The organism is Streptomyces sp. Je 1-332 (assembly GCF_040730185.1).
Lineage (GTDB): Bacteria > Actinomycetota > Actinomycetes > Streptomycetales > Streptomycetaceae > Streptomyces.
The window spans coordinates 1510025-1532731 of record NZ_CP160402.1 but is presented as its reverse complement, the minus strand read 5'-3'; the positions used below and the strand labels follow the sequence as shown (position 1 = coordinate 1532731).

Below are 22707 nucleotides of genomic sequence, written 5' to 3'. Positions count from 1 at the left end.
GGAGAAGTCCTCCTCACTGGCCGGGGATCTTGACGGGCGGGGTGAACGGGTTCTTCATCGGCCCCAGGCGGGCCAGGTCGACCTCGACGAGGGTCGGCCCTTCGGAGGCGACGGCGTGGCTGATCACCGGGAGCGCGTGTTCCTCGGCGGCGATCCGGGCGTAGGGCAGCCCGCAGGCGCGGGCGAGCAGTTCGAAGTCGGGGGTGGCGAGATCGACGCCTGACCGGCGCTCGCTGTAGCGGTCCTGCATGTTGCGGAGCACGCCGTACCCGCCGTCGTTGAAGACGATCAGGGTCAGCCGGGGCCGCTCCTGGGCGAGCGTGAGCAGTTCGCCCAGGTGGACGGCGAGGCCGCCGTCGCCGGCGAGGACGACGGTGGGCGCGTCGGGCCGTGCGAGGGCCGCGCCGATGCCCATACCGAGGCCTTGCCCGATGCCGCCGCCGCGCGGGAAGACGTTGTCGCGGGGGTCGTAAATCTCCAGGAGCCGGTTGCCCCAGCTGCTGGACGGGATGGTCACGTCACGGGCCACGACGGCCTCGCGGGGCAGCGCGGCACGGATGGCGTCGCAGATCGCGGCCTGTGGGCCGATGTTGTCGTGCAGGGTGGCGCGGACGTCTTCGCGGACGGCGGCAACACGGTGCCTCCAGCTCTCGTCGGCCCGGCGCGCGTGGGGGAGCAGGGCCGCGAGTACGTCGGGCGCGTGGCCGTGGAGGGCGTGCCGCGCCGGATACACGCGGCCGAGGGCCGCGGCGTCGATGTCGATCTGGATGTGCGCATCGGGGAGCACGAGCCCGTAGTCGGCGGTCTCGTTGGACCGGAAGTGCGTGCCGACGGTCACCAGCAGATCCGCGTCCGCGAGGAGGGCACGGGCCGCCGGGGTGGTGGCGAAGTTCCCGATGACCTGCGGGTGGTCCTCGGGCACGACACCGCGGCCGGAGTTGGACGTGAGCAGCCCGGCGCCGGTGACGTGCAGCAACTCGGCCAGCTCTCCGCGGGCGCGGGTGGCACCACCGCCGGCCCAGACGAGGGGGCGCTGGGCGCCGGCCAGGAGGGCCTGAGCGGCGACGAGTTCGCCTTCGGCGGGAAGAGGGTGAAGGGCGAGCGGGGCCTCGAACGGCGCGCGCCCCACAGGCGGGGCTTCGCGCGTTCCCGGCAGAAGGCCTGTCGCACGCACCGGGCCGCCGGTGGACCCGGCGACCGCCGAGCCGATCAGGCCGCCGGTTGGGTGGGTGGTGCTCGCTCCGGTCGGGCCGGCCGTGCTCGCGCCGGTCGCCCGGCGCGGGAGCGGACCGCCTGCCGGGTGCGGGGCCGCCGGGCCGGGCGGCCCCGCGGTCGGCCGGGCCCCCGCATCCCTCTGGGCCGCGTACTGCAGGTCCACCGGCCACTCCACGCTTGCCGGGCCGCCCGGGTCCGCCAGGGCCGCTTGTGCCGCCTCGCGCAGGATGTGGGCCGCCGTGTCCGTGGACGTCACCGTCTCCGCGTACTTGGAGACCGCCCTGAGCATCCCCAGCTGGTCCTTCGTCTCGTGGATGAAGCCTCGGCCGCTGCCCAGGAACTCCGCTTCCACCTGGCCCGTGACGTGCAGGACGGACGTGCCCGCGCTCAACGCCTCGACCAGCGAGCCGGCCGCGTTGCCCGCGCCCGTGCCCGTCGAGGTGAGCGCGCAGCCCAGGGAGCCTCGCGCACGGCCGTAGGCGTCGGCGGCGTTCACCGCGGTCGCCTCGTGGCGTACCGGGACGAAACGCAGCTCCCGGTCCACCGCCTCGACCAGCGGCAGGTTGTGCACGCTGACGATCCCGAAGACCGTGTCGATGCCGAGTTCCCGCAGGACGGCGACGAGGAGATCGCCGCCGGTGGCGTAGTGAGTGGGTGGCATGGGGGTGAGCTCCTCAGAGGATGCCGCGGCCTACGCCGCCGCAGACGTCGATGCTGGTGCCGGTGGTGTACGAGGCGCGGGGCGAGAGCAGCGCGACGATCGCGTACGCGACCTCCTCCGCGCGGCCCAGGCGGCCGAGCGCGATCCCGCGGTCCGCCGCGAGCTCCGCCTGCCAGTCCTCGTACGACAGACCCGAATCGGCTGCCGCGTGGCGGCGGGTCCACTGGCCGGTGTCGATCAGGCCGAGGCAGACGGAGTTGACGCGGATGCCCTCCGGGGCGAGCTCCGTGGCGAGGGACTTGGAGAGGTTGAGGATGCCCGCGCGGGCCGCGCTCGTGGTGATGAGGCGCGGCTCGGGCTGCTTGGCGAGGACCGCGTTGACGTTCACGACGCTCGCCGCGTCCGACGCGGCCAGGTGCGGGCGCGCCGCGTGCAGGGGATGAAGGACACCGGCGAACTTCAGCTCCAGCTCGTCGCGCCAGTCCTCGGCGGTCGACTCGTCGAGGCCCTTCATGCGGGACTGCCCCGCGTTGTTGACGAGCCCGTCGAGCGAGCCGAAGGTGTCGGCCGCGCGCTCGGTGAACTCCCGTACGGCGTCCGCGTCGCGCACGTCGCACACCCCCGTCAGGAGGCGGTCGCCGCCGCCGAGTCCCGCAGCCGCCTTCGCGAGACGGTCGGCGTCACGCCCGCAGGTCGCGACGCGCGCGCCCTCGTCGAGCAGGGCGCGGACCGTGGCCAGGCCGACACCCGAGCTGCCGCCGGTGACCAGGACGGTCCGGTCGGAGAGGCCCAGATCCATAACTCGAAGCTCCGTTACGTCAGTTCATGGTGAAGCCGCCGTTCACGGCGACCACCTGTCCGGTCAGATAGCGGGACTCCTCGGAGAGGAGGAAGGACACGAGCCCGACGAGGTCGTCCGGCTGCTGCGGGCGCGAGATGGCCCGGTTGCCCCGGTAGAGCGCGTGCCGCTCGGCCGGCACCGTCTCGGTGGCCTCGACCTCCGTGAGTCCTGGCGCCACCGCGTTCACGGTGATCCCCTTGTCGCCCAGCTCGCGCGCCATCGCCCGGGTCAGCGCGATGACCGCGCCCTTGGACGCGATGTAGTGGGCGAGGCGCGGCGATCCGTACAGGGCCGCGTCCGACGCGATGTTCACGATCCGGCCGGGGGAGCCGAAGAGCGGGTGGAGGGCCTTGGCGACCAGCCACGGGCTGCGGGCGTTGACCGCCATCAGGCGGTCCCACACCTCGACGTCGATGTCCTGGAACTCCTTGCCGCCGACGCCGTTGGCGAGAGCGGCGTTGTTGACCAGGCCGTACAGCCGCCCCAAGTCGCGTACAGCCTCAGCGAGTTCGCTCACTGATTCCGGGTCCGCCACATCGCACCGCACGAAATGCGCGTCCAAACCGTCAGCGCGCAGCCCGGCGACAGCCTCGCCGCCGAGCCCCGCGTCCACCTCGGCGACGACGACCCGGAAGCCGTCCTCGCCCGCCCGGCGGGCCATGGCGAGACCGAGGCCACGACCCGCGCCGGTGACGACGACCGTACGGACGTCAGCGGCAGGGACGTCAGTCACGCGTGACGCCGTGCATCGGCGAGTGCTCCGGGTACGTCGGCACCTGCGGCTTCTGCGTGCCGATGACGACGCAGAAGAGTGCGTCGGTGTCGCCCTCGTTCTTCAGGGAGCGTGCCACGCCCGCCGGGACGACGATCATGTCGCGGTAGCCGAGCGTGCGGTACTCGGCCTCGTCGGCGCCCCGGTGGATGCCCACCTTGACCTGTCCCTCCAGGACGAAGAAGGCCTCCTCGACGTCGTGGTGGGTGTGCTCGGGGCCCTCGGCGCCGGGCGGCAGCAGCATGTTGGAGAAGGTGAAGCCACCGGAGGGCAGGATGCGGCTGTCGTTCTCGTGGTTGCCGGTCGCGCCGGAGCCGACGTACCGGATCTGCCCGCGGCGGTACTGCGGGCCCGCCTTCTCCTGGAAGGACAGCGTGCTGAAGTCCGCGACACGGGACTCCTTGGTGGCGATCAGCGAGTCGGTGTACGTGCCGAGGTCGCCGCCGTTGTCGTACTCGGTGGTGGTCAAAGGCATGGAGGGGCTCCTTCTCAGAGGTGTTCGGGGATACGGGCGGTGATGCGGAGGTGGGAGAGGACCCAGGCGTTGAAGGCCTCGGGCTGCTCCTGGTTGGCCAGGTGACCGGCGTCCTTGACGATCACGTAGGCGGTTCTGTGCAGGGCCCCGGCGATGGCCTGGGAGGCCTCGACGCCGGTGACCCGGTCCTGGTCGCCGCAGAGGACGAGAGCGGGCGCGGTGATGCCCGGGATCTCGGGGCGCAGATCGGCGTCGGCCATGGACTCGGCGGCGTACGCGTACCCCGGCAGGCGTACGGACGCGGCCATCGTGTCGACGACCCGACGCACGAGCTGCGGGGGCGCGTCCGGTGAGACGAGCCGGGGCCCGCGCCGCTCGGCGAACGCCCGCGGCCCGAGCTCCGCGAGCTCGGCGGCCCGCTGCCGCATGGCGTCGGCCTTCGCGAGATCGGTGCCGGAACCGGCGCTGGAGTCCGCGACGACCAGCGAGTCGACGAGCTCGGGATGCCGGGCCGCGAGGCGCAGCGCGATCACCCCGCCCCACGAGACGCCGAGGACGTGGGCGCTCGCGCCGCGCTCCCGGATGAGGAAGGCCGCAGCGTCCGCGAAGCCGTCCAGGTCCAACGGCCCTTCCGGATCAGCCGACTTGGCGTACCCGGGAGCGTCCCAGGCCACGACCCGCACGTACGCGGACAGCTCGGCGAGCTGCGGTGCGAACGCGGCGGACGATGAGCCGATGCCGTGCAGGCACAGCAGTAGTGGCCCAGCGGAGCCCGCCTCCTCGACATGCACGGCGGCCGTCACAGGATCTGCCCCGTCCGCCCCGCGAGAGCGGCGAGACTGCGCAGGACCGCGTACGGCACGACCTGGCTGGTCGCCGGGTTGGCCGGGTCCGGCAGATGCGCCACCTCGAAGCGGTACGAGCCGTGCGCGCCGGACGCCTCGACGACATGCCGCGTGTGGTGGGCGCCGGGATCGGCGACGACCCGGACCCGCACGGCGTCCAGGTCGCCGACGGCGATGGCGACCGATGCCGCGACGTTCGTCGACTTGGGGAACTTCACGGGGACATCGCGCGCCGTCCCGGACATGACCTCGACGGGCCCGGTCGCCGTCCGCATCCGCGACAGCAACTCCGCGTCCATCCAAGGCTGTTCGAGCGTGGACGGCAGCTTCGTGGTGGTGAGCCGCACCTCGTCGAGCGGCCCCAGCGAACGCACCGCCTGGAGCAGATCGAGCCCACCGACCGCGCCCCCGGTGAAGTACACCCGGCCGGGCCCGGCGGCCAGGAGCCGCTTGGAGAGCTCCTCGTCGGTGAGCGCGCCGGTGGAGGCGATCAGCAGATCGGTCCCGGAGGTGAGAACGCGCTCGCCCCATTCCCGTACGACCCCTTGGCCCGCCGCCTCGACGATGAGATCGCAGCGCTCCATGGCCTCGTCGAAGGAGACCTGCGGCGCCGGTGCGCTCTCGCCGAGCGGGCGGTTGTCGACAAGGCAGGTCAACTCGGCTCCGGTGACACGCTGTTCGGCCAGTGCGGTGCCGACGACACGGCCGATCGCGCCCCAGCCGACGATGCCGACCTTGCGTACGGCACTCATGCCTGAACCTCCGGATTCTCGGGCCGGGACAGCGGGCCGGGGTCGGGCGACCCCGCCATGTGACAGCGGATCTCCTTCGACGGCGGCCCGGCCGTTCCCCACAGGTCGGAGAGCTCGGGCACCCGCCGCCAGACCCGCGCGATCCACGCGTCCTCGACGATCTGGGCGACCTCGGAGGTGTACTCGCAGACGAGCCCGGAGGGGTCGGTGAAGTAGGAGAAGGTGTTGTTGCCGGGCCCGTGGCGCCCCGGGCCCCACTGCGGGTCGATCCCGTGATGCCGCAGCCGGCCGAGGCCCCGCATGAAGTGGTCGACCGAACTCATCTCGTACGCCACGTGGTTGAGCGAGGCCCACTCGGCCTGGTTGAAGGCGATGCAGTGGTGGTCGGCGTTGCAGCGCAGGAAGGCCATCTGGTGCTCGGACCAGTCGGAGACACGCAGGCCGAGGACGTCGCGGTAGAAGGCGACGGAGGCGTCGATGTCCGCCGTGTTGAGCACCGCGTGCGTGACCCCGACCGGCACGGCGCCGTCCCGGCCGCGCGGCGCGACCGCGTGGACCTCCGCGCTGATCTCGATCAGCCGGTGCTCGGGGTCGGTGAAGCGCAGGCCGTAGCCGCCGCCGACCTGGTCGAGGGGCCCGGGCCCCGCGACCGGTGTGATGCCGCGCGCGAGGAGTCTGCGGGCGGCCTCGTCGACCTCGGCGGGCGTGGCCACGGCGAAGGAGATCCTGCCGAGGCCGATGCGGTCGGCGCGGGTGAGCTGGAGGGCGTGGTGCTCGGCGCCGGTGCCCCGCAGCCAGGCGGCGGTGCCGCGCTCGGACTCGACGGTCTCCAGGCCCCAGACCTCCTGGTAGAAGTCGGCCGCCTCGGTGAAGGAGGGGGTGCGGAGCTCGACGGAGCGCAGGGCGCGGAGCCGGGCGATCGGGGGACTGGGGGTTGGGGGTCGGGACATGACCTGCTCCAGAGGTCCAGAGGTACGGGGTTCAGTTGGCCCAGGGGAGAGGCGCGTCGGTGACGCCCCAGTACAGGGACTTCTGGTGTTGGTAGGCGCGGATGCCGTCGCGGCCCTTCTCGCGGCCGAGGCCGCTCTCCTTCATGCCGCCGAAGGGGGTGGCGATGCTGAACTGCTTGTAGGTGTTGATCCAGACGGTGCCGGCCTCCACGCGGCGCGCGATCCGCCAGGCGGCCCGCTGGTCGCGGGTCCAGATGCCGCAGGCGAGGCCGTAGACACTGGAGTTGGCCTGCCGCACGAGGTCGTCCTCGTCGTCGAAGGGCAGCGCTACGAGGACGGGCCCGAAGATCTCCTCCTGGCAGGTGCGCGAGGAGTTGGGGAGTCCGTCGAGGACGGTGGGCAGGTAGTACGCCCCGTCCCGGTACTCCGCACCTTCTGGCACACTCCCGCCGCACAGCACCCGCGCGCCTTCCTCGCGGGCGAGATCGACGTACGAGGCGACGGAGTCCCGGTGCTTGTGGTGGACGAGGGGCGCGACCTGGGTGTCGGGAGAGGTGCCAGGCCCGACGCGCAACTTCCTTACCCGCTCGACGAGTTCGTCGACGAACTCCTCGTACAGCTCGCGGGCGACGAAGAGCCGGGAGCCCGCGATGCAGGACTGTCCGCTGGAGGAGAAGATCCCGAACATCACGCCGGCCAGCGCCTGTTCGACGTCGGCGTCGGCGAGGACGACCGTCGGCGACTTGCCGCCCAGTTCGAGCGAGAGGGGCATCAGCTTCTCGGCCGCGGCGTGGGCGAGCGTCCGGCCGGTGCTCGTGCCGCCGGTGAAGGTGACCTTGCCGACGCGCGGATCGCGGACGATCGCGTCCCCGACGACACTGCCGCGGCCGGTGAGCACGGACAGCAGCCCGGCCGGGAGCCCGAACTCCTCCAGGGCGCCGCTGATCAGCCGGCCGAGCGCCAGTGAGACGAGCGGGGTCCACTCGGCGGGCTTGAGCAGGACCGCGTTGCCGCCCGCGAGCGCCGGGGCGAGTTTCTGGGCATCGCTGGCGACGGGGGAGTTCCAGGGGTTGATCGCGCCGACGACGCCGATCGGCTCGTACACGCTCATCGTCACGTAGTCGCCGCGCGAGGGAGTGATCGTCTCCTCGGCGGTCTCCAGGGCGGCGGCCGTGTAGCGGAAGGTCGCCGCCGCACTGCCCACCAGGGCTCGGGTCTCGGTGAGCGCCTTGCCGGTGTCGGCGGTCTGCAGGGCCGCGAGATCGTCCGCGGACGCCTCGATCAGCTCGGCGACGCGGTGCAGGAACAGGGCGCGCTGGTGGGGCAGGAGGCCGCTCCAGCGCGGGTCGGCGGCGGCTTCGGCCGCCCGCCGCGCCGCCTCGGCGACCTCGTCGGGGGAGACCGCGTGGATGGTGGCGAGTACGCGGCCCGTCGCGGGATCGACGGTGTCGGCGGGGGTGCCCGCGCCGCGTCGCCACTCGCCCGCGATGAGCGCCTCGTCGGCCGGGATGCGAAGCATGGGGCCTCCTTGCGTGCTGTGTCCGGGCGTAACCACCGGGTGTGCCGGGCGAGTTCCGGATGCTCTTCGGTAAGCGCTAGAAATCTAAGGGCTTAAATATCTGGAGCGCAAGACCCTGCCCAAGACCGTTCTCCGGTGATTTCCCTGCGGAGGCTCTTGACGGGCTCCGGTGTCCGGACGGTACAACTTAAGCGCTTAGAAACTTTGCGCTTACTCGCACCTTGGCTCGGGTTTCCCCAGACTCCGCAGTCCGTAGCGTTCCCCGCTCGTCCCCGCCCCCGCCCCCTCAGCAGCGGAGTACCCGCATGACGATCGACGCTTCCCCGGACCGAGCGGTCCGGGCCGCCATAGCCGCCCGCTTCGAACGGCTTCCCCTGTGCCGTTGGCACATCACCGTCCGGCTCATCGTGGGCGCGGTCACCTTCTTCGAGGCCTTCGACCAGCTCCTGATCGCCTACGCCCTGCCCGACCTGCGCCACGAATGGGACCTCAGCACCTCCGCCGCGACGCTGCTGCTCACCGTCGGCTCGATCGGCATGCTGATCGGGGCGCTGCTCTCCGGGCGGCTCGCGGACCGGATCGGCCGGGTGAAGGTCATCGCGCTGTGCATCGCGCTGTCCAGCGTCGCCAACCTGGCCCTGTCCGTGTCCACCTCGCCGGACGCCTTCATGGCCCTGCGGTTCGTCCAGGGCCTGGCCATCGGGGGCGAGGTGCCGGTGGCGGCGACCTTCATCGCCGAGATCACCCGCAGCCACCAACGCGGCCGTTTCGTGCTCCTCTACGAGCTGGTGTTCCCGGCGGGCCTGACCGTGGGCGCGCTGGTCGCGGCCTGGGTGGTGCCGATCCTCGGCTGGCGCTGGATGTACGCCATCGCCGCGCTGCCCGGCCTGCTCTGCATCCTCGTACAGCGGAAGGTGCCCGAGTCACCGCGGTGGCTCGCGGATCACGGCAGGACGGCCGAGGCGGACGCGGTGATGTCCGGCATCGAGGCGGACGTCGAGCGGATCACGAAGAAACCCCTGCCGCCCGTGCCCGAGGCGCTTCCCGTCGTGGCCCCCGGCGAGGCGGCCTCCGGTCTCCGCGGCCTCTTCACCGGCCGCTACCGCCGCCGGACACTGATCATCGGCGTGCTCTGGTTCACCGGCTACTTCGTCAACTACGGCATCACGTCCTGGCTCCCGACGATCTACCAGAACCGCTACGACCTGACCCTCTCCGACGCGCTCCTCTACTCGACGGTCACCTCCTGTGCGGGTCTGCTCGGCTGCCTCGTGGCCGCGCTCACCGTCGACCGGCTGGGGCGGCGGAAGGTCATCGCAGGGTGTCTCGGGGGTGCGGCGCTGATGCTGGCGACGCTGGCGGCCGCCGGCGCGGACACGCCGGTGCAGGTCCTGCTGTGGACCTCGCTCGCGGCGGTCTTCTTCTTCGGCTCCAACATCTGCCTGTACCTCTACACGCCGGAACTCTTCCCGACGCGGATGCGGGCGCTCGGCAGCAGTGTCGGCGGGGCGATGAACCGGCTCGGGGTGATCCTCGGGCCGATCGTGGTGGGGGTCGTTTACGCGGGCGGGAACGTGTCGACGGTGTTCGTGATGCTGGGGGGTGTGGCGCTGGTGGGGTGTGTGGTGGCTGCGGTCGGTGCTGAGGAGACGGCGGGGCGGACGCTGGAGGAGGTCTCGCCGTAGGCGGGGGCCTTGGTTGCCGTCATCACCGGCTTCGCCGAGTTCGTCCTCAAACGCCGGACGGGCTGAGACTCTCAGCCCGTCCGGCGTTTGAGGACATCTTGTCGGGGGTCCAGGGGGCGGAGCCCCATGGTTTCGGGAAGGGGCGGGATTGGGGAAAGCCCCGCAGGGAACGCCCTGGCCCCTACCCGAACCGCTCGATCCGGATGCGATCAACCGGCTGGCCCCCGGCCACCAGCAGCCGCGACGCATGCTCGGCGAACCCGTTCGACCCGCAGATGTAGGCCTCCCAGCCCCCCTCGGGCTGAGCGGGGCCGAGGAACGGCGCCAGGTGCTCGGCACGAAGCCGCCCCTCCACCCGCGTCAACACCACCGTGGTCTCGTCCCCGTACTCATCCGCGTAGATCAAATCCTCACGCGTCCGCGCAGAGACCAGCAGCCGCAACGGCACCGGCCGCCCGGCCAACCGCCAGTGCCGCAGCATCGACATCAGCGGAACCACACCGGAGCCCGCCCCGAGCAGCAGCGCGGGACGGTCGCCGGGCCAGGCGAAGAAACCGGAAAGCGGCCCCCGCACCTCCACCACGTCACCGACGCGGGCCACCGTGTGCAGATGCCCCGACACCTCGCCGCCCGGCACGTGGTCCAGTGTCAGCTCGATCTCACCGCCCTCGGCGGCTTCCTCCGGCGCGGAGGCGATCGAGTAGTGGCGCTGGGCCACGTACCCGTCCGCGGCGGTCAGCCGCAGCATCAGATGCTGCCCCGGCAGATGCCCCTGCCAGTGGGGCACCCTCAGGCGAAAGCTGGACACCGTGCCCGCCGCGTTCTCGCGCCGGACGTCCACCACGGTCGCCCGCTGCCACTCGGCCGCCGCACGACCGCTCACCTCGATCCGCCCCGGCACGGCGAACCGCGTCGGCGGCACAAAGGCCTCGGTCACAGACTCAGTCACCGGCGTACCGCTCCTCACGCCAGGGATTCCCCCGGTGGTGGTAGCCGTTCTGCTCCCAGAAGCCGGGCTCGTCGTGGTCCAGGAGCCGCAGCCCCGCGACCCACTTCACGCTCTTCCAGAAGTACAGGTGGGGGACGATCAGCCGCGCCGGGCCGCCGTGCTCGGGAGGCAGCGGGCCGTCCCCGTACTCCCAGACGATCCACGCCTTCCCGCCCGTCACGTCGGAGAGGGGGAGGTTCGTGGTGTACCCGGTGTGGGAGTAGCCGACGACGTGCGTGGCCTCCGGGCGCGGCCCCGCGGCGGCCAGGAACGCGTCCAGGCTCACCCCGCCGAAGCGCACCCCGAACTTGGACCAGCTGGTCACGCAGTGGATGTCGCCGCGGTACTCGGACGCGGGCAGCGCGTGCGCCTCGTTCCACGTCCAGGTGTGCGGGGTGGTGACGAGGCCGTCCACGCGGAACGTCCAGTCCGCGGGCGCGAGCTCGGGCGTCACCTCGGCGGACAGGACGGGCCAGCCGTCGGCCGCGTCGTACTGCCCGGGAGGCAGCCGCGGGTCGCGGTCGGCGGCGCGGGCGCGGCCGGTGAAGCCGCGGGTGGGTTCGATGCTCATAACGTGCTCGATGCTCGTACCGTGCTCGATGGTCATGCGGGGCTCGCCACTTCGGAGGTGCCTGTCGTACTCGCGGGACCGGTCGCCGCGCGCGCCGCCGCGTCCCGCAGGGCGCGCAGCGCACGCCGCTCGTCCACTGTCACCAGCGTACGGTCCCGCATCAGGACCCGGCCGTCGACCACCGTGTCCCGTACGTCACTGGACGCGGCGGCGTACGCCAGCATCGACCAGGGGGCGTGCCGGGGCGTGAGATGGGGCCGGTCGAGGTCGAGGACGATCAGGTCGGCGCGCTTGCCGGGCTCGAGCGAGCCCAGCTGGTCGCCGAGGCCGAGTGCCCGCGCCGACTCGATCGTGGCCATCCGCACGGCCTGCTCGGCGCCGACAGCCGTCGGATCGCCACCCGCCTTGTGCACGAGCGCCGCGACCTTCACCGCGCCGAGGAGGTCCAGCGTGTTGGAGCTCACCGCGCCGTCCGTGCCGAGGCCCACCGTGACACCCGCGTCGAGCAGGTCGGGGACGCGTGCGATGCCGCAGCCCAGCTTCAGGTTCGACACCGGGCAGTGCGCCACGGACGTGCCGGTACGAGCGATGGCCTCGATCTCCGCGTCCGTGAGGTCGACGGCGTGCGCGAGCAGGGTGTCCGGGCCGAGGACGCCCAGCGAGTCGAGCAGTTCCACCGGGCGCATGCCGTGCCGCTCGGTGACCGTCTCCACCTCGCCCGCGTTCTCGGCGGCGTGGAGGTGCAGCAGGGCGCCGTGCTCACGGGCGAGCGCGCTGATCGCCGTCAGCTGCGCGGGCGCCAGGGTGTACGCGGAGTGCGCGAAGACCACGGGGCGGGTGCCCGGCGCCGGGGCGCGGGCGGCGAGGTCGGCCGAAGCCCAGCCGAGCCGCTCGGCGTAGGGGCGGCCGTCCGGCGGGCCCGGCACGTCCATGAACGTGGGTCCCGTCAGGAGGCGCCACCCGGCGTCGCGGGCCACGGCCTCGGCCGCCTCGTGGAACCAGTACATGTCCAGCGCGGCGGTGACCCCGCCCCGTACGGACTCGGCGATCGCGCCCTGGATGCCCGCGCTCACCGTCTCCGGCGAGAGACCCTCCGCCTCGGCCGGGATCACGCGGGCCAGGAAGCCCTGGAGGGTGACGTCGTCGGCTATGCCTCGGAACAGGGTCATCGCCAGGTGCGTGTGCGTGTTGATCAGACCCGGCAGGACGAGACAGCCGCGGGCGTCCAGTTCGTCGGCGGCCTCGTAGGCGGCGCGCAGCCGCTCGGCGGGGCCGATGTCGACGATCCGGCCCTCGCGCACGGCGACGGCGCCGTCCCGCACGACGGTGCCGGACGCGTCGACGGTGAGGATGTCGCCGCCGTGGACCAGGAGATCGATGGAGCCGCCCCTGTCCTGGGCCGGCAGGTCGGTGGGGTGGTGCATCGGTTCCGTTCTCCCGGGGTGGTGCATGTGCGGCTCAGTGCTCCGTGGCGGCAAGGAGACGGAGCGCGTCCAAGGCTATCCGGGCGCCCCGGTCGACTCCTTCGGCCACCACGTTCCGGTGCGGGTTGTACCCGCCGGTGGCTGCCTCGTCGACGAGTTCGTCGGCGTTGGCTCCGTCGACCACGAGCGCGCCGCCCGCGACGAGGCCGTGCGTGGACGCGAAGACGTACAGCGCCGAGAGCTCCATCTCGATGGCCGCGATCCCGGCGGCCGCGTACGCCTCACCGGGCAGCGGCAGGAACCCCGGCTGGAACGCGGCCCGCGTCCACACCACGCCACGGTGGTACGGGGCCTCGGCCGCGCGGGCGGCCCGCTGGAGGGCGATGACCGCCTCCGGGGCCGCGAACGCCGGGTACTCGGCGGGGATCAACTGCTGGGTCACGCCGTCGTCGCGTACCGCCGCGTCCGCGATGACCAGGTCGCCGTCGCGGATGCCGGGGCGGATCGCGCCCGCCGTGCCGAGCCGCAGGATGGTGGTGACGCCCGCCTCCGCCAACTCCTGGAAGAGGAGCATCGCGCCGGGGGCGCCGACGCCGTGCGAGGCGACGACGACCGGGGTGCCCTGCCAACTGCCGGTGAAGGTGCGGTACTCGCGGTGGTACGACACCTCCTTCGCGTCGTCCAGGAGATCGGCGACGGTGGTGGCGCGCGCCGGGTCGCCGACCACGACCGCACGGGTGGGCAGGCCGGTGCGGGGGACGCGGGTGATGGGCAGCGCGTCGGCGAGCGTGCCGGCTTCGGTGAGCGTACGGGCGTCGGTCGTCATGAGGCTGCTCCTAGGGCCGCTCGCGGCGGCGCCTGCTGTGGCGCGCCGGGCCCCGGAGACGGTAGCCGACGGCGGGGCGCGAGGAGCAGGCCGCCCGGCACGCGCCGGAGGGCGGCTCCCCGCGGGGAACCGCCCTCCGTCGATCCACGTCCAGCTGCGGCTACTTGCCGTCGAGCACGTCCTGGACCTTGGCGCGGACCTCGTCCGTGGCGAGGCCGCGGATCGTCAGCGTCGTACGGCGGCGCAGGACGTCGTCCGCCGTCTCGGCCCACTCGTTGTCACGGGCGTAGACGACCTGGGCCCAGATCTCCGGGGCGTCGGGCGAGACGCGCTCGGCGAGCTCCGGGTTCTCGTTCGCCAGGCGTGCGATGTCGAAGGAGAGCGAGCCGTAGTGCGTCGCCAGGTGCTTGGCGGTGTCGGCCGACATGCGCGGGCCGGGAGCCGGACCGTCGACAAGGAGACGGTGCGCGACCGCGCGCGGGTTGGCGATGCCGGGCAGCGGAAGCCGCTTCTGCAGCTGCGAGATCGGCTCGTAGTCGTCGCCGAGCGGGTGGCCCGGCAGCGACTCCAGCTTCTTCATGACCGTACGGCCGATGTGGCGGAAGGTCGTCCACTTGCCGCCCGCGACGGAGAGCATGCCGCGCGCGCCCTCGGTGACGACGGTCTCTCGCTTGGCCTTCGACGTGTCGCCGGGACCGCCGGGCAGGACGCGCAGACCCGCGAAGGAGTACGTGATCAGATCGCGGGACAGCTGCTGGTCGCGGATGGAGAACGCGGCCTCGTCCAGGATCTGCGCGGTGTCGGCCTCGGTGACGCTCACGTCGGCCGGGTCGCCCTCGAACTCCTCGTCGGTCGTGCCGAGAAGGAGCATGTCCTCCCATGGCAGGGCGAACGTGATGCGGTACTTGTCGATCGGCGTGGCCAGCGCGGCCTTCCAGGGGGCGGTGCGCTTGAGGACCAGATGCGCGCCCTTGGAGAGGCGGATGGAGGGGGCCGCGTCGGGGTTCTCCATCTTGCGCAGGTGGTCGACCCACGGTCCGGTCGCGTTGAGCACGAGCCGCGCGTTCACGCCGAACTCGTCGCCGCTCATGCGGTCCTTGAGCTCCGCGCCCGTGACCCGGCCGCTGGTGAAGCGCAGGCCCGTGACCTCGGCGTGGTTGAGGACGGCGGCACCGGCCTCGACCGCCGCGCGGACCGTCATCAGGGCCATGCGGGAGTCGTTCATCTGGTCGTCGCCGTAGACGGCGACGGCCTTGAGGTTGTCCGTGCGCAGCTCCGGCACGTCCTGCGCGGCCTTCGAGGGCGAGAGCAGGTGGCCGACGCCGTCACCGAACGCGGACAGCGCGCTGTACGCGAACACGCCCGCGCCCAGCTTGGCGGCGCCGTGCGGTCCGCCCTTGTAGACGGGCAGGTAGAACGTGAGCGGGTTCGCCAGGTGGGGGGCCACCTGACGGGACACCGCGCGACGCTCGAAGTGGTTCTCCGCGACCAGCTTCACCGCGCCGGTCTGCAGATAGCGCAGACCGCCGTGGAGGAGCTTGGAGGAGGCGGAGGAGGTGGCGCCGGCGAAGTCACCGGCGTCCACCAGGGCCACCCGCAGTCCCGACTGCGCGGCATGCCAGGCGGTGGAGATGCCCAGGATTCCGCCACCGATCACCAGGAGGTCGTACGTCGCCTTGGAAAGCTGCTCCCGGGTCTCGGCGCGGCTCTGGTGGGAACCGGCAGCCGGATGCGTCCCGAGGGCAGGGACGCTCTGCAGGGTGGTCATGTTGATTTACTCCTCGCCACTTTCGTCGAGCCAGCCCATGGAACGCTCCACGGCCTTGAGCCAGCTCTTGTACTCACGGGCGCGGGTGTCCGCGTCCATGCGGGGGGTCCACTCCGCCGCGCGGCGCCAGTTGGCGCGCAGCTCGTCGGTGCCGGACCAGAAGCCGACGGCGAGACCGGCGGCGTAGGCGGCGCCGAGGCAGGTCGTCTCGGCCACCATCGGGCGCACCACCGGTGCGTCGAGGAAGTTCGAGAGCGTCTGCATCAGCAGGTTGTTGGAGGTCATGCCGCCGTCGACCTTGAGGGCCGTGAGCTCGACGCCGGAGTCCTTCGTCATGGCGTCGGTGATCTCACGGGTCTGCCAGGCCGTGGCCTCCAGGACGGCGCGCGCGATGTGCGCCTTGGTGACGTACCGGGTGAGACCGGCGATCACACCGCGGGCGTCGGAACGCCAGTACGGGGCGAAGAGGCCGGAGAAGGCCGGTACGAAGTAGGCGCCGCCGTTGTCCTCGACCGAGGACGCGAGCGTCTCGATCTCGGCGGCGGAGTTGATCAGGCCCATCTGGTCGCGCATCCACTGCACCAGCGAACCGGTGACGGCGATGGAACCCTCAAGGGCGTAGACCGGCTTCTGCTCGCCGATCTGGTAGCCGACGGTGGTCAGCAGCCCCGAGTAGGAGTTGATGGCCGACTCACCGGTGTTCATCAGCATGAAGGTGCCGGTGCCGTACGTGGACTTGGCCTCGCCCTTGGCGAAACAGGTCTGCCCGAAGAGCGCCGCCTGCTGGTCGCCGAGCGCGGAGGCGACGGGGATGCCGGGCAGGATGTCGCCGAGCTTGCCGCCGGTGACCTCGCCGTAGACCTCGGCGGACGAGCGGATCTCGGGGAGCATCGGCATCGGGACGCCGATGGACTCGGCGATCTTCTCGTCCCACTTCATGGTGTGCAGGTTCATCAGCATGGTGCGCGACGCGTTGGTGACGTCGGTGACGTGCTTGCCGCCGTTGACACCACCCGTCAGGTTCCAGATGACCCAGGAGTCCATGGTGCCGAACAGGATGTCGCCGGCCTCGGCGCGCTCGCGCAGGCCGTCGACGTTGTCGAGCAGCCAGCGTGCCTTCGGACCCGCGAAGTAGCTGGCGAGCGGCAGGCCCGTCTCCCGGCGGAAGCGGTCCTGGCCGACGTTGCGGCCGAGCTCCTTGCACAGGGCGTCGGTGCGGGTGTCCTGCCAGACGATGGCGTTGTGCACCGGCTCGCCGGTGTTCTTGTCCCAGAGCAGCGTGGTCTCACGCTGGTTGGTGATGCCGATCGCCTTGATGTCCTCGTGGGTGACGCCCGCCTTGGAGATGGCGCTCGCGACGACTTCCTGGACGTTCGTCCAGATCTCCTTCGCGTCGTGCTCGACCCAGCCCGGCTTCGGGAAGATCTGCTCGTGCTCCTTCTGGTCGACCGAGACGATCCGGCCGTCCTTGTCGAAGACGATGCAGCGGCTCGAGGTGGTGCCCTGGTCGATGGCCGCGATGAAGGGGCCTGCGGTGTGTGCGTCGGTGGTCACGGTGTGCTCCTGGTCTTCTTGGCTCTCGGCGGTCTGTCTCAGGCGGTCATCGGCAGCGCTCGCGGTCCTACTTGAACGCGAGGTTGTAGAGGCCGCCGGCGATGGCGCCGCCGATCAGCGGTCCGGCGATCGGCACCCATGCGTACGTCCAGTCCGAGCCGCCCTTGTTGGGCAGCGGGAGCAGGGAGTGCACGATGCGCGGACCCAGGTCACGGACCGGGTTGATCGCGTAGCCGGTGGGGCCACCGAGCGAGAGACCGATGCTGACGACGACGAGCGCGGTGATCAGCGCACCGAGGACGCCGAGGCCGTTGCCGTCGTCGTTCAGGCCCTGGGTGAGGATCGCGAGCACCAGCACGGTGGTCGCGATGACCTCGGTCAGCACGTTCTGCGCGTAGTTGCGGATCTCGGGTCCGGTCGAGAAGACACCGAGCACCGGACCGGCCTTGGGCGCGGTCTTCAGGTCGACCATGCCCTCCTCCGGCGGCAGCGTCGCGAGGAGCTCGGGGTCGGTGAGGTGCGCCTTGAACTGACCCATGTACGTGAGCCAGACCAGGATCGCGCCGATGATCGCGCCGAGCAGCTGCGAGCCGAGGTAGAGCGGAACGTCGCTCCACTTGGTGCCGCCCTCGATGGCGAGACCGACGGTGACCGCCGGGTTGAGGTGGGCGCCTGACACGCCACCCGCCAGGTAGGCGCCGGTGAGCACCGCGAAGCCCCACCCGAAGGTGATCGCGAGCCAGCCGGCGTCCTTGGCCTTGGAGGCCTTGAGCGTGACGGCGGCGCAGACGCCACCGCCGAGCAGGATGAGTATGGCGGTACCGATGGTCTCGCCGATGAAGATGTCGGAGCTGGACACCCGCGACTCCTTTGTCCTTCGTCCAGGGGAAGGCGAACCCCGGGTCCCTCCGGTGGTCCGCGACCTCAGGTGAGGTCGTTGCCGGCCCTTGGCCTTGTCACACTCTAGCGCGTAATGCCGGTAGGTGTTCGACAATGCCGACCGATGGACGCGAGTCTCACCCCGTGGTTACTTGCCCGTCAAGAGCTCTGTTATTGAAAACACGATCGTTATTGATCGTTCCGGGTTATCGGTCGTGGTGGGGGTCGCCACGGGGAGAAACACGTGCGTCGATGGTCGCGCAGAAGGATGCCCCCTGCATGTTGAGCAGGGGGCATGCGGCGTAAGGCGGGCGGCGAAGCCGACCAGGGTGCCGGTAGCAGAGGGTGCCGTCGCGGGTGTGCGGCTAGAAACGCCCCGCGCCCAGGTCCCGCGAGACGGCGCGCGCGCAGTCCCGTACGGCGGCGATCAGGTCGGGGCGCAGCTCCCCGTCCTTCTGGACCCGCTCCACCGCGCCGGTGATACCGACCGCGCCGACCGGCATGCGGCGCCGGTCGTGGATGGGGGCGGCCACGGAGGCGATGCCCTCCCACGTCTCCTCGACGTCGGCCGCGTACCCCCGGGCGCGGGTCAGATCGAGGACGCCCTCGAAGTCGTCGGGGTCCACGACGGTGCGGGCGGTCAGGGCGGGCCAGTCGGCCTCGGCGGCCTCGCTGTGCGCCACCGGGTCGTAGGCGGCGAGGACCTTGCCGAGGGCCGTGGAATGCAGCGGCTGCATGGCCCCCACCTCCAGGACCTGACGGCTGTCGTCGGGCCGGAAGACGTGGTGCACGATCAGGACGCCCTGCTGGTGCAGGACGCCGAGGTAGACGCTCTCGCCGCTGGACCGGGCCAGGTCGTCGGTCCACACCAGGGCGCGGGCCCGCAGCTCGTGCACGTCCAGATAGCTGTTGCCCAGACGCAGGAGCTCGGCGCCGAGCTGGTAGCGGCCCGAAGCGGACTCCTGCTCGACGAAGCCCTCCGCCTGGAGGGTGCGCAAAATGCCGTGGGCCGTGCCCTTGGCCAGGCCGAGGGCGGACGCGATCTCCGAGAGGCCGAGCCGCCGCTCTCCGCCCGCGAGCAGCCGCAGCATCGCGGCCGCCCGCTCGAGCGACTGGATGTTCCGTGCCATCGCAGCCCCTTCCTCCGTCCCCACTGACTCTGATTCCAACGTTCGACAATGCTGAACACTATCGGTCGTTGTCGACCTCCCGCGACAGAGCTGCCGACTGTGTTTGCCGCCGGTTCGGGACGGCGGGGCGACGCGGGGCGTCCGGCCCGTGAACACTCGCACGCCGTGGACCTTCGTCCCGTTACCCTGACCGAGTGCGCCTTCCTCCGAAGCGCAAAGCCGACAGCCGTCGCACCTCAGGGAGCTCTTTCATGGCCTCGTTGCCGACCCCCTCGTCCGGTCCCTCGAATCTCTCGGACCGAGCCCGAGTCGATGCCTTCCGCGAAGCCCTCGCCACCCGCGTGGTGGTGGCCGACGGCGCGATGGGCACGATGCTGCAGGCCCAGGACCCGACGATGGAGGATTTTCAGCAGCTCGAGGGCTGTAACGAGATCCTGAACGTGACACGGCCGGACATCGTCCGCTCGGTCCACGAGGAGTACTTCGCGGTCGGCGTGGACTGTGTGGAGACGAACACGTTCGGCACGAACTTCGCGGCGTTGAGCGAGTACGACATCCCCGAGCGGAACTTCGAGCTGTCCGAGGCGGGCGCGCGCATCGCCCGTGAGGTGGCCGACGAGTTCACCGCCTCGACCGGCCAGCAGCGCTGGGTGCTCGGCTCGATGGGTCCGGGCACGAAGCTGCCGACCCTCGGCCACGCCCCGTACACCGTGCTGCGCGACGCCTACCAGACCAACGCCGAGGGCATGATCGCGGGCGGCGCGGACGCGCTCCTGGTGGAGACCACCCAGGACCTGCTCCAGACGAAGTCCGCCATTCTCGGCGCCCGCCGCGCCCTGGAGGCCACCGGCGCGAACCTCCCGCTGATCTGCTCGGTCACCGTCGAGACCACCGGCACGATGCTGCTCGGCTCGGAGATCGGTGCCGCGCTGACCGCGCTGGAGCCGCTGGGCATCGACATGATCGGCCTGAACTGCGCCACGGGCCCGGCCGAGATGAGCGAGCACCTGCGCTACCTCGCCCGTCACTCCCGCGTCCCGATCTCCTGCATGCCCAACGCGGGCCTGCCGGTCCTGGGCAAGGACGGCGCGCACTACCCCCTGACGGCCCCGGAGCTCGCCGACGCCCAGGAGAACTTCGTACGCGAGTACGGCCTCTCCCTGGTCGGCGGCTGCTGCGGCACGACCCCCGAGCACCTGCGCCAGGTCGTCGAACGCGTCCGCGGCGTCGAGACGGTCCGCCGCGAGCCGCGCCCCGAGCCGGGCGCCGCCTCGCTCTACCAGACCGTGCCCTTCCGCCAGGACACCTCCTACCTGGCGATCGGTGAGCGTACGAACGCCAACGGTTCGAAGAAGTTCCGTGAGGCGATGCTGGAGGGCCGCTGGGACGACTGTGTGGAGATGGCCCGCGACCAGATCCGCGAGGGCGCCCACATGCTCGACCTCTGCGTCGACTACGTGGGCCGCGACGGCGTCAAGGACATGGAGGAGTTGGCGGGGCGTTTCGCCACCGCCTCCACCCTGCCCATCGTCCTTGACTCCACCGAACTCCCCGTCATCCAGGCCGGGTTGGAGAAGCTGGGCGGCCGAGCCGTCATCAACTCCGTCAACTACGAGGACGGGGACGGCCCCGAGTCCCGCTTCGCGAAGGTCACCGCGCTCGCCAAGGAGCACGGCGCGGCGCTGATCGCGCTGACCATCGACGAGGAGGGCCAGGCCCGCACCCCCGAGCACAAGGTCGCCATCGCCGAGCGCCTCATCGACGACCTGACGGGCACCTACGGCATCCACGAGTCCGACATCCTCATCGACACCCTGACCTTCACCATCTGCACCGGTCAGGAGGAGTCGCGCAAGGACGGCATCGCCACCATCGAGGCGATTCGCGAGCTGAAGAAGCGCCACCCGGACGTGCAGACCACGCTGGGTCTGTCGAACATCTCCTTCGGCCTGAACCCCGCCGCCCGCGTCGTCCTGAACTCCGTCTTCCTCGACGAATGCGTCAAGGCGGGTCTGGACTCGGCGATCGTGCACGCCTCCAAGATCCTGCCGATCGCCCGCCTGGAGGAGGAGCAGGTCAAGGCCGCCCACGACCTGATCTACGACCGCCGTGAAGAGGGTTACGACCCCTTGCAGAAGCTCATGGAGCTTTTCGAGGGCGTCAACATGAAGTCGATGAAGGCGGGCAAGGCCGAGGAGCTGATGGCCCTGCCGCTGGACGAGCGTCTCAAGCGGCGCATCATCGACGGCGAGAAGAACGGCCTGGACGCCGACCTGGACGAGGCCCTGCAGACCCGTCCGGCGCTGGACATCGTCAACGACACGCTCCTGGAGGGCATGAAGGTCGTCGGCGAGCTGTTCGGCTCGGGCCAGATGCAGCTGCCCTTCGTGCTCCAGTCCGCCGAAGTCATGAAGACCGCGGTCGCCCACCTGGAGCCGCACATGGAGAAGTCGGACTCCGAGGGCAAGGGCACCATCGTCCTGGCCACCGTCCGCGGCGACGTCCACGACATCGGCAAGAACCTCGTCGACATCATCCTGTCCAACAACGGCTACAACGTGGTCAACCTCGGCATCAAGCAGCCGGTCGCCGCGATCCTGGACGCGGCGGCCGAGCACCGTGCGGACGTGATCGGCATGTCGGGCCTCCTGGTGAAGTCGACGGTGATCATGAAGGAGAACCTGGAGGAGCTCAACCAGCGCAAGATGGCCGCCGACTTCCCCGTCATCCTCGGCGGAGCCGCGCTGACCCGTGCGTACGTCGAGCAGGACCTGCACGAGATCTACGAGGGCGAGGTCCGCTACGCCCGCGACGCCTTCGAGGGCCTGCGCCTGATGGACGCCCTCATCGCGGTCAAGCGCGGCGTCCCCGGCGCCGCGCTGCCGGAGCTGAAGCAGCGCCGCGTGGCCAAGCGGGACACCCCCGTCCTGGAGGTCACGGAGGACGAGGGGCCCGCCCGCTCGGACGTCTCGGTCGACAATCCCGTCCCCACCCCGCCGTTCTGGGGCACCCGCGTCGTCAAGGGCATCCAGCTCAAGGAGTACGCGTCCTGGCTCGACGAGGGCGCCCTGTTCAAGGGCCAGTGGGGCCTCAAGCAGGCCCGCACCGGTGACGGGCCCACGTACGAGGAGCTGGTGGAGACCGAGGGCCGGCCCCGCCTGCGCGGCTGGCTGGACGAGCTGCACACCAAGAACATGCTGGAGGCGGCCGTCGTGCACGGCTACTTCCCCTGTGTCTCCAAGGGCGACGACCTGATCATCCTGGACGACCAGGGCAACGAGCGCACCCGCTTCTCCTTCCCGCGCCAGCGCCGCGGCCGGCGCCTGTGCCTCGCGGACTACTTCCGCCCGGAGGAGTCCGGCGAGACCGACGTGGTCGGCCTGCAGGTCGTCACCGTCGGCTCGAAGATCGGCGAGGCCACCGCCGAGCTGTTCGCCGCCGACTCCTACCGCGACTACCTCGAACTGCACGGCCTGTCCGTCCAGTTGGCCGAGGCACTCGCGGAGTACTGGCACGCGCGCGTGCGCGCCGAACTCGGCTTCGGGGGAGAGGACCCCGCCGACGTCGAGGACATGTTCGCCCTGAAGTACCGCGGCGCGCGCTTCTCGCTCGGCTACGGCGCCTGCCCGAACCTGGAGGACCGCGCCAAGATCGCCGAACTCCTGGAGCCGGAGCGGATCGGCGTGCAGCTCTCCGAGGAGTTCCAGCTCCACCCCGAGCAGTCCACGGACGCGATCGTCATCCACCACCCCGAGGCGAAATACTTCAACGCGCGCTGAGCGGACAAGTCGTACACTTATCGGTCCAGTGCAGGCCGGTTGCCCACCCGTCACCAGGGGGCAACCGGCCTTC

18 protein-coding genes are annotated in these 22707 nt (G+C 71.2%); 2 read left to right on the top strand and 16 right to left on the bottom strand.

Going from position 1 to position 22707, the window contains the following annotated elements; genetic code table 11:
• Positions 1–13: 13 nt before the first annotated feature.
• The 8 genes from ABXJ52_RS07175 to ABXJ52_RS07140 are packed head-to-tail and all read right to left on the bottom strand — an operon-like array spanning position 14 to position 8030.
• A complete protein-coding gene (locus ABXJ52_RS07175) occupies positions 14–1876 on the bottom strand; it encodes a thiamine pyrophosphate-binding protein (protein ID WP_367040239.1) in 1863 nt (620 codons plus the stop codon).
• 13 nt (positions 1877–1889) lie between these two features.
• Positions 1890–2675, bottom strand: a complete 786-nt coding sequence (locus ABXJ52_RS07170; protein ID WP_367040238.1) for an SDR family oxidoreductase — start codon at positions 2673–2675, stop codon at positions 1890–1892.
• 19 nt (positions 2676–2694) lie between these two features.
• Complete coding sequence (locus ABXJ52_RS07165) at positions 2695–3450, bottom strand: SDR family oxidoreductase (RefSeq protein ID WP_367040236.1); 756 nt, start codon at positions 3448–3450, stop codon at positions 2695–2697.
• A complete protein-coding gene (locus ABXJ52_RS07160; RefSeq protein ID WP_361201304.1) occupies positions 3443–3964 on the bottom strand; it encodes a cupin domain-containing protein in 522 nt (173 codons plus the stop codon). The genes ABXJ52_RS07165 and ABXJ52_RS07160 overlap by 8 nt, the downstream gene beginning before the upstream one ends.
• A 14-nt stretch (positions 3965–3978) precedes the next feature.
• Positions 3979–4767: an alpha/beta fold hydrolase gene (locus ABXJ52_RS07155; RefSeq protein ID WP_367040234.1), complete on the bottom strand. Its 789-nt coding sequence runs from the start codon at positions 4765–4767 to the stop codon at positions 3979–3981.
• Positions 4764–5561, bottom strand: a complete 798-nt coding sequence (locus ABXJ52_RS07150) for an aspartate dehydrogenase domain-containing protein (protein ID WP_367040233.1) — start codon at positions 5559–5561, stop codon at positions 4764–4766. Before ABXJ52_RS07150 ends, ABXJ52_RS07155 begins: the two co-directional genes overlap by 4 nt.
• Entirely contained in the window at positions 5558–6511 is a 954-nt protein-coding gene (locus ABXJ52_RS07145; RefSeq protein WP_367040232.1) for a VOC family protein, read from the bottom strand. Before ABXJ52_RS07145 ends, ABXJ52_RS07150 begins: the two co-directional genes overlap by 4 nt.
• Before the next feature lie 31 nt (positions 6512–6542).
• On the bottom strand, positions 6543–8030 hold the full coding sequence (locus ABXJ52_RS07140) for an aldehyde dehydrogenase (RefSeq protein ID WP_367040230.1): 1488 nt from the start codon (positions 8028–8030) through the stop codon (positions 6543–6545).
• Between the two features lie 305 nt (positions 8031–8335).
• Between ABXJ52_RS07140 and ABXJ52_RS07135 the strand changes: the two genes are divergently transcribed.
• Complete coding sequence (locus ABXJ52_RS07135; RefSeq protein WP_367040228.1) at positions 8336–9715, top strand: MFS transporter; 1380 nt, start codon at positions 8336–8338, stop codon at positions 9713–9715.
• A 181-nt stretch (positions 9716–9896) separates the two neighbouring features.
• Here the strand turns inward: ABXJ52_RS07135 and ABXJ52_RS07130 are convergent, their stop codons facing one another.
• The 8 genes from ABXJ52_RS07130 to ABXJ52_RS07095 form a co-directional block, all read right to left on the bottom strand.
• Complete coding sequence (locus tag ABXJ52_RS07130; protein ID WP_367048867.1) at positions 9897–10652, bottom strand: FAD-binding oxidoreductase; 756 nt, start codon at positions 10650–10652, stop codon at positions 9897–9899.
• 4 nt (positions 10653–10656) lie between these two features.
• Complete coding sequence (locus ABXJ52_RS07125; protein WP_367048865.1) at positions 10657–11268, bottom strand: sulfite oxidase-like oxidoreductase; 612 nt, start codon at positions 11266–11268, stop codon at positions 10657–10659.
• A 38-nt stretch (positions 11269–11306) separates the two neighbouring features.
• Entirely contained in the window at positions 11307–12698 is a 1392-nt protein-coding gene (locus ABXJ52_RS07120; RefSeq protein ID WP_367040227.1) for an amidohydrolase, read from the bottom strand.
• Positions 12699–12732: 34 nt separating this feature from the next.
• Positions 12733–13524 carry a purine-nucleoside phosphorylase gene (locus ABXJ52_RS07115; RefSeq protein ID WP_367040225.1) on the bottom strand — a complete coding sequence of 264 codons (792 nt, stop codon included), beginning with the start codon at positions 13522–13524 and terminating at the stop codon, positions 12733–12735.
• A 160-nt stretch (positions 13525–13684) separates the two neighbouring features.
• The gene (locus ABXJ52_RS07110; protein ID WP_367040224.1) at positions 13685–15292 is read right to left on the bottom strand and encodes a glycerol-3-phosphate dehydrogenase/oxidase; all 1608 of its coding nucleotides are present in this window, start codon (positions 15290–15292) and stop codon (positions 13685–13687) included.
• A gap of 6 nt (positions 15293–15298) precedes the next feature.
• A complete protein-coding gene (glpK, locus tag ABXJ52_RS07105) occupies positions 15299–16846 on the bottom strand; it encodes a glycerol kinase GlpK (protein ID WP_367040222.1) in 1548 nt (515 codons plus the stop codon).
• A gap of 67 nt (positions 16847–16913) precedes the next feature.
• A complete protein-coding gene (locus tag ABXJ52_RS07100) occupies positions 16914–17705 on the bottom strand; it encodes an MIP/aquaporin family protein (RefSeq protein WP_367040220.1) in 792 nt (263 codons plus the stop codon).
• 385 nt (positions 17706–18090) lie between these two features.
• Complete coding sequence (locus ABXJ52_RS07095; RefSeq protein ID WP_367040218.1) at positions 18091–18855, bottom strand: IclR family transcriptional regulator; 765 nt, start codon at positions 18853–18855, stop codon at positions 18091–18093.
• Positions 18856–19106: 251 nt separating this feature from the next.
• Between ABXJ52_RS07095 and metH the strand changes: the two genes are divergently transcribed.
• Positions 19107–22634 carry a methionine synthase gene (metH, locus tag ABXJ52_RS07090; RefSeq protein WP_367040216.1) on the top strand — a complete coding sequence of 1176 codons (3528 nt, stop codon included), beginning with the start codon at positions 19107–19109 and terminating at the stop codon, positions 22632–22634.
• Positions 22635–22707: the final 73 nt, after the last annotated feature.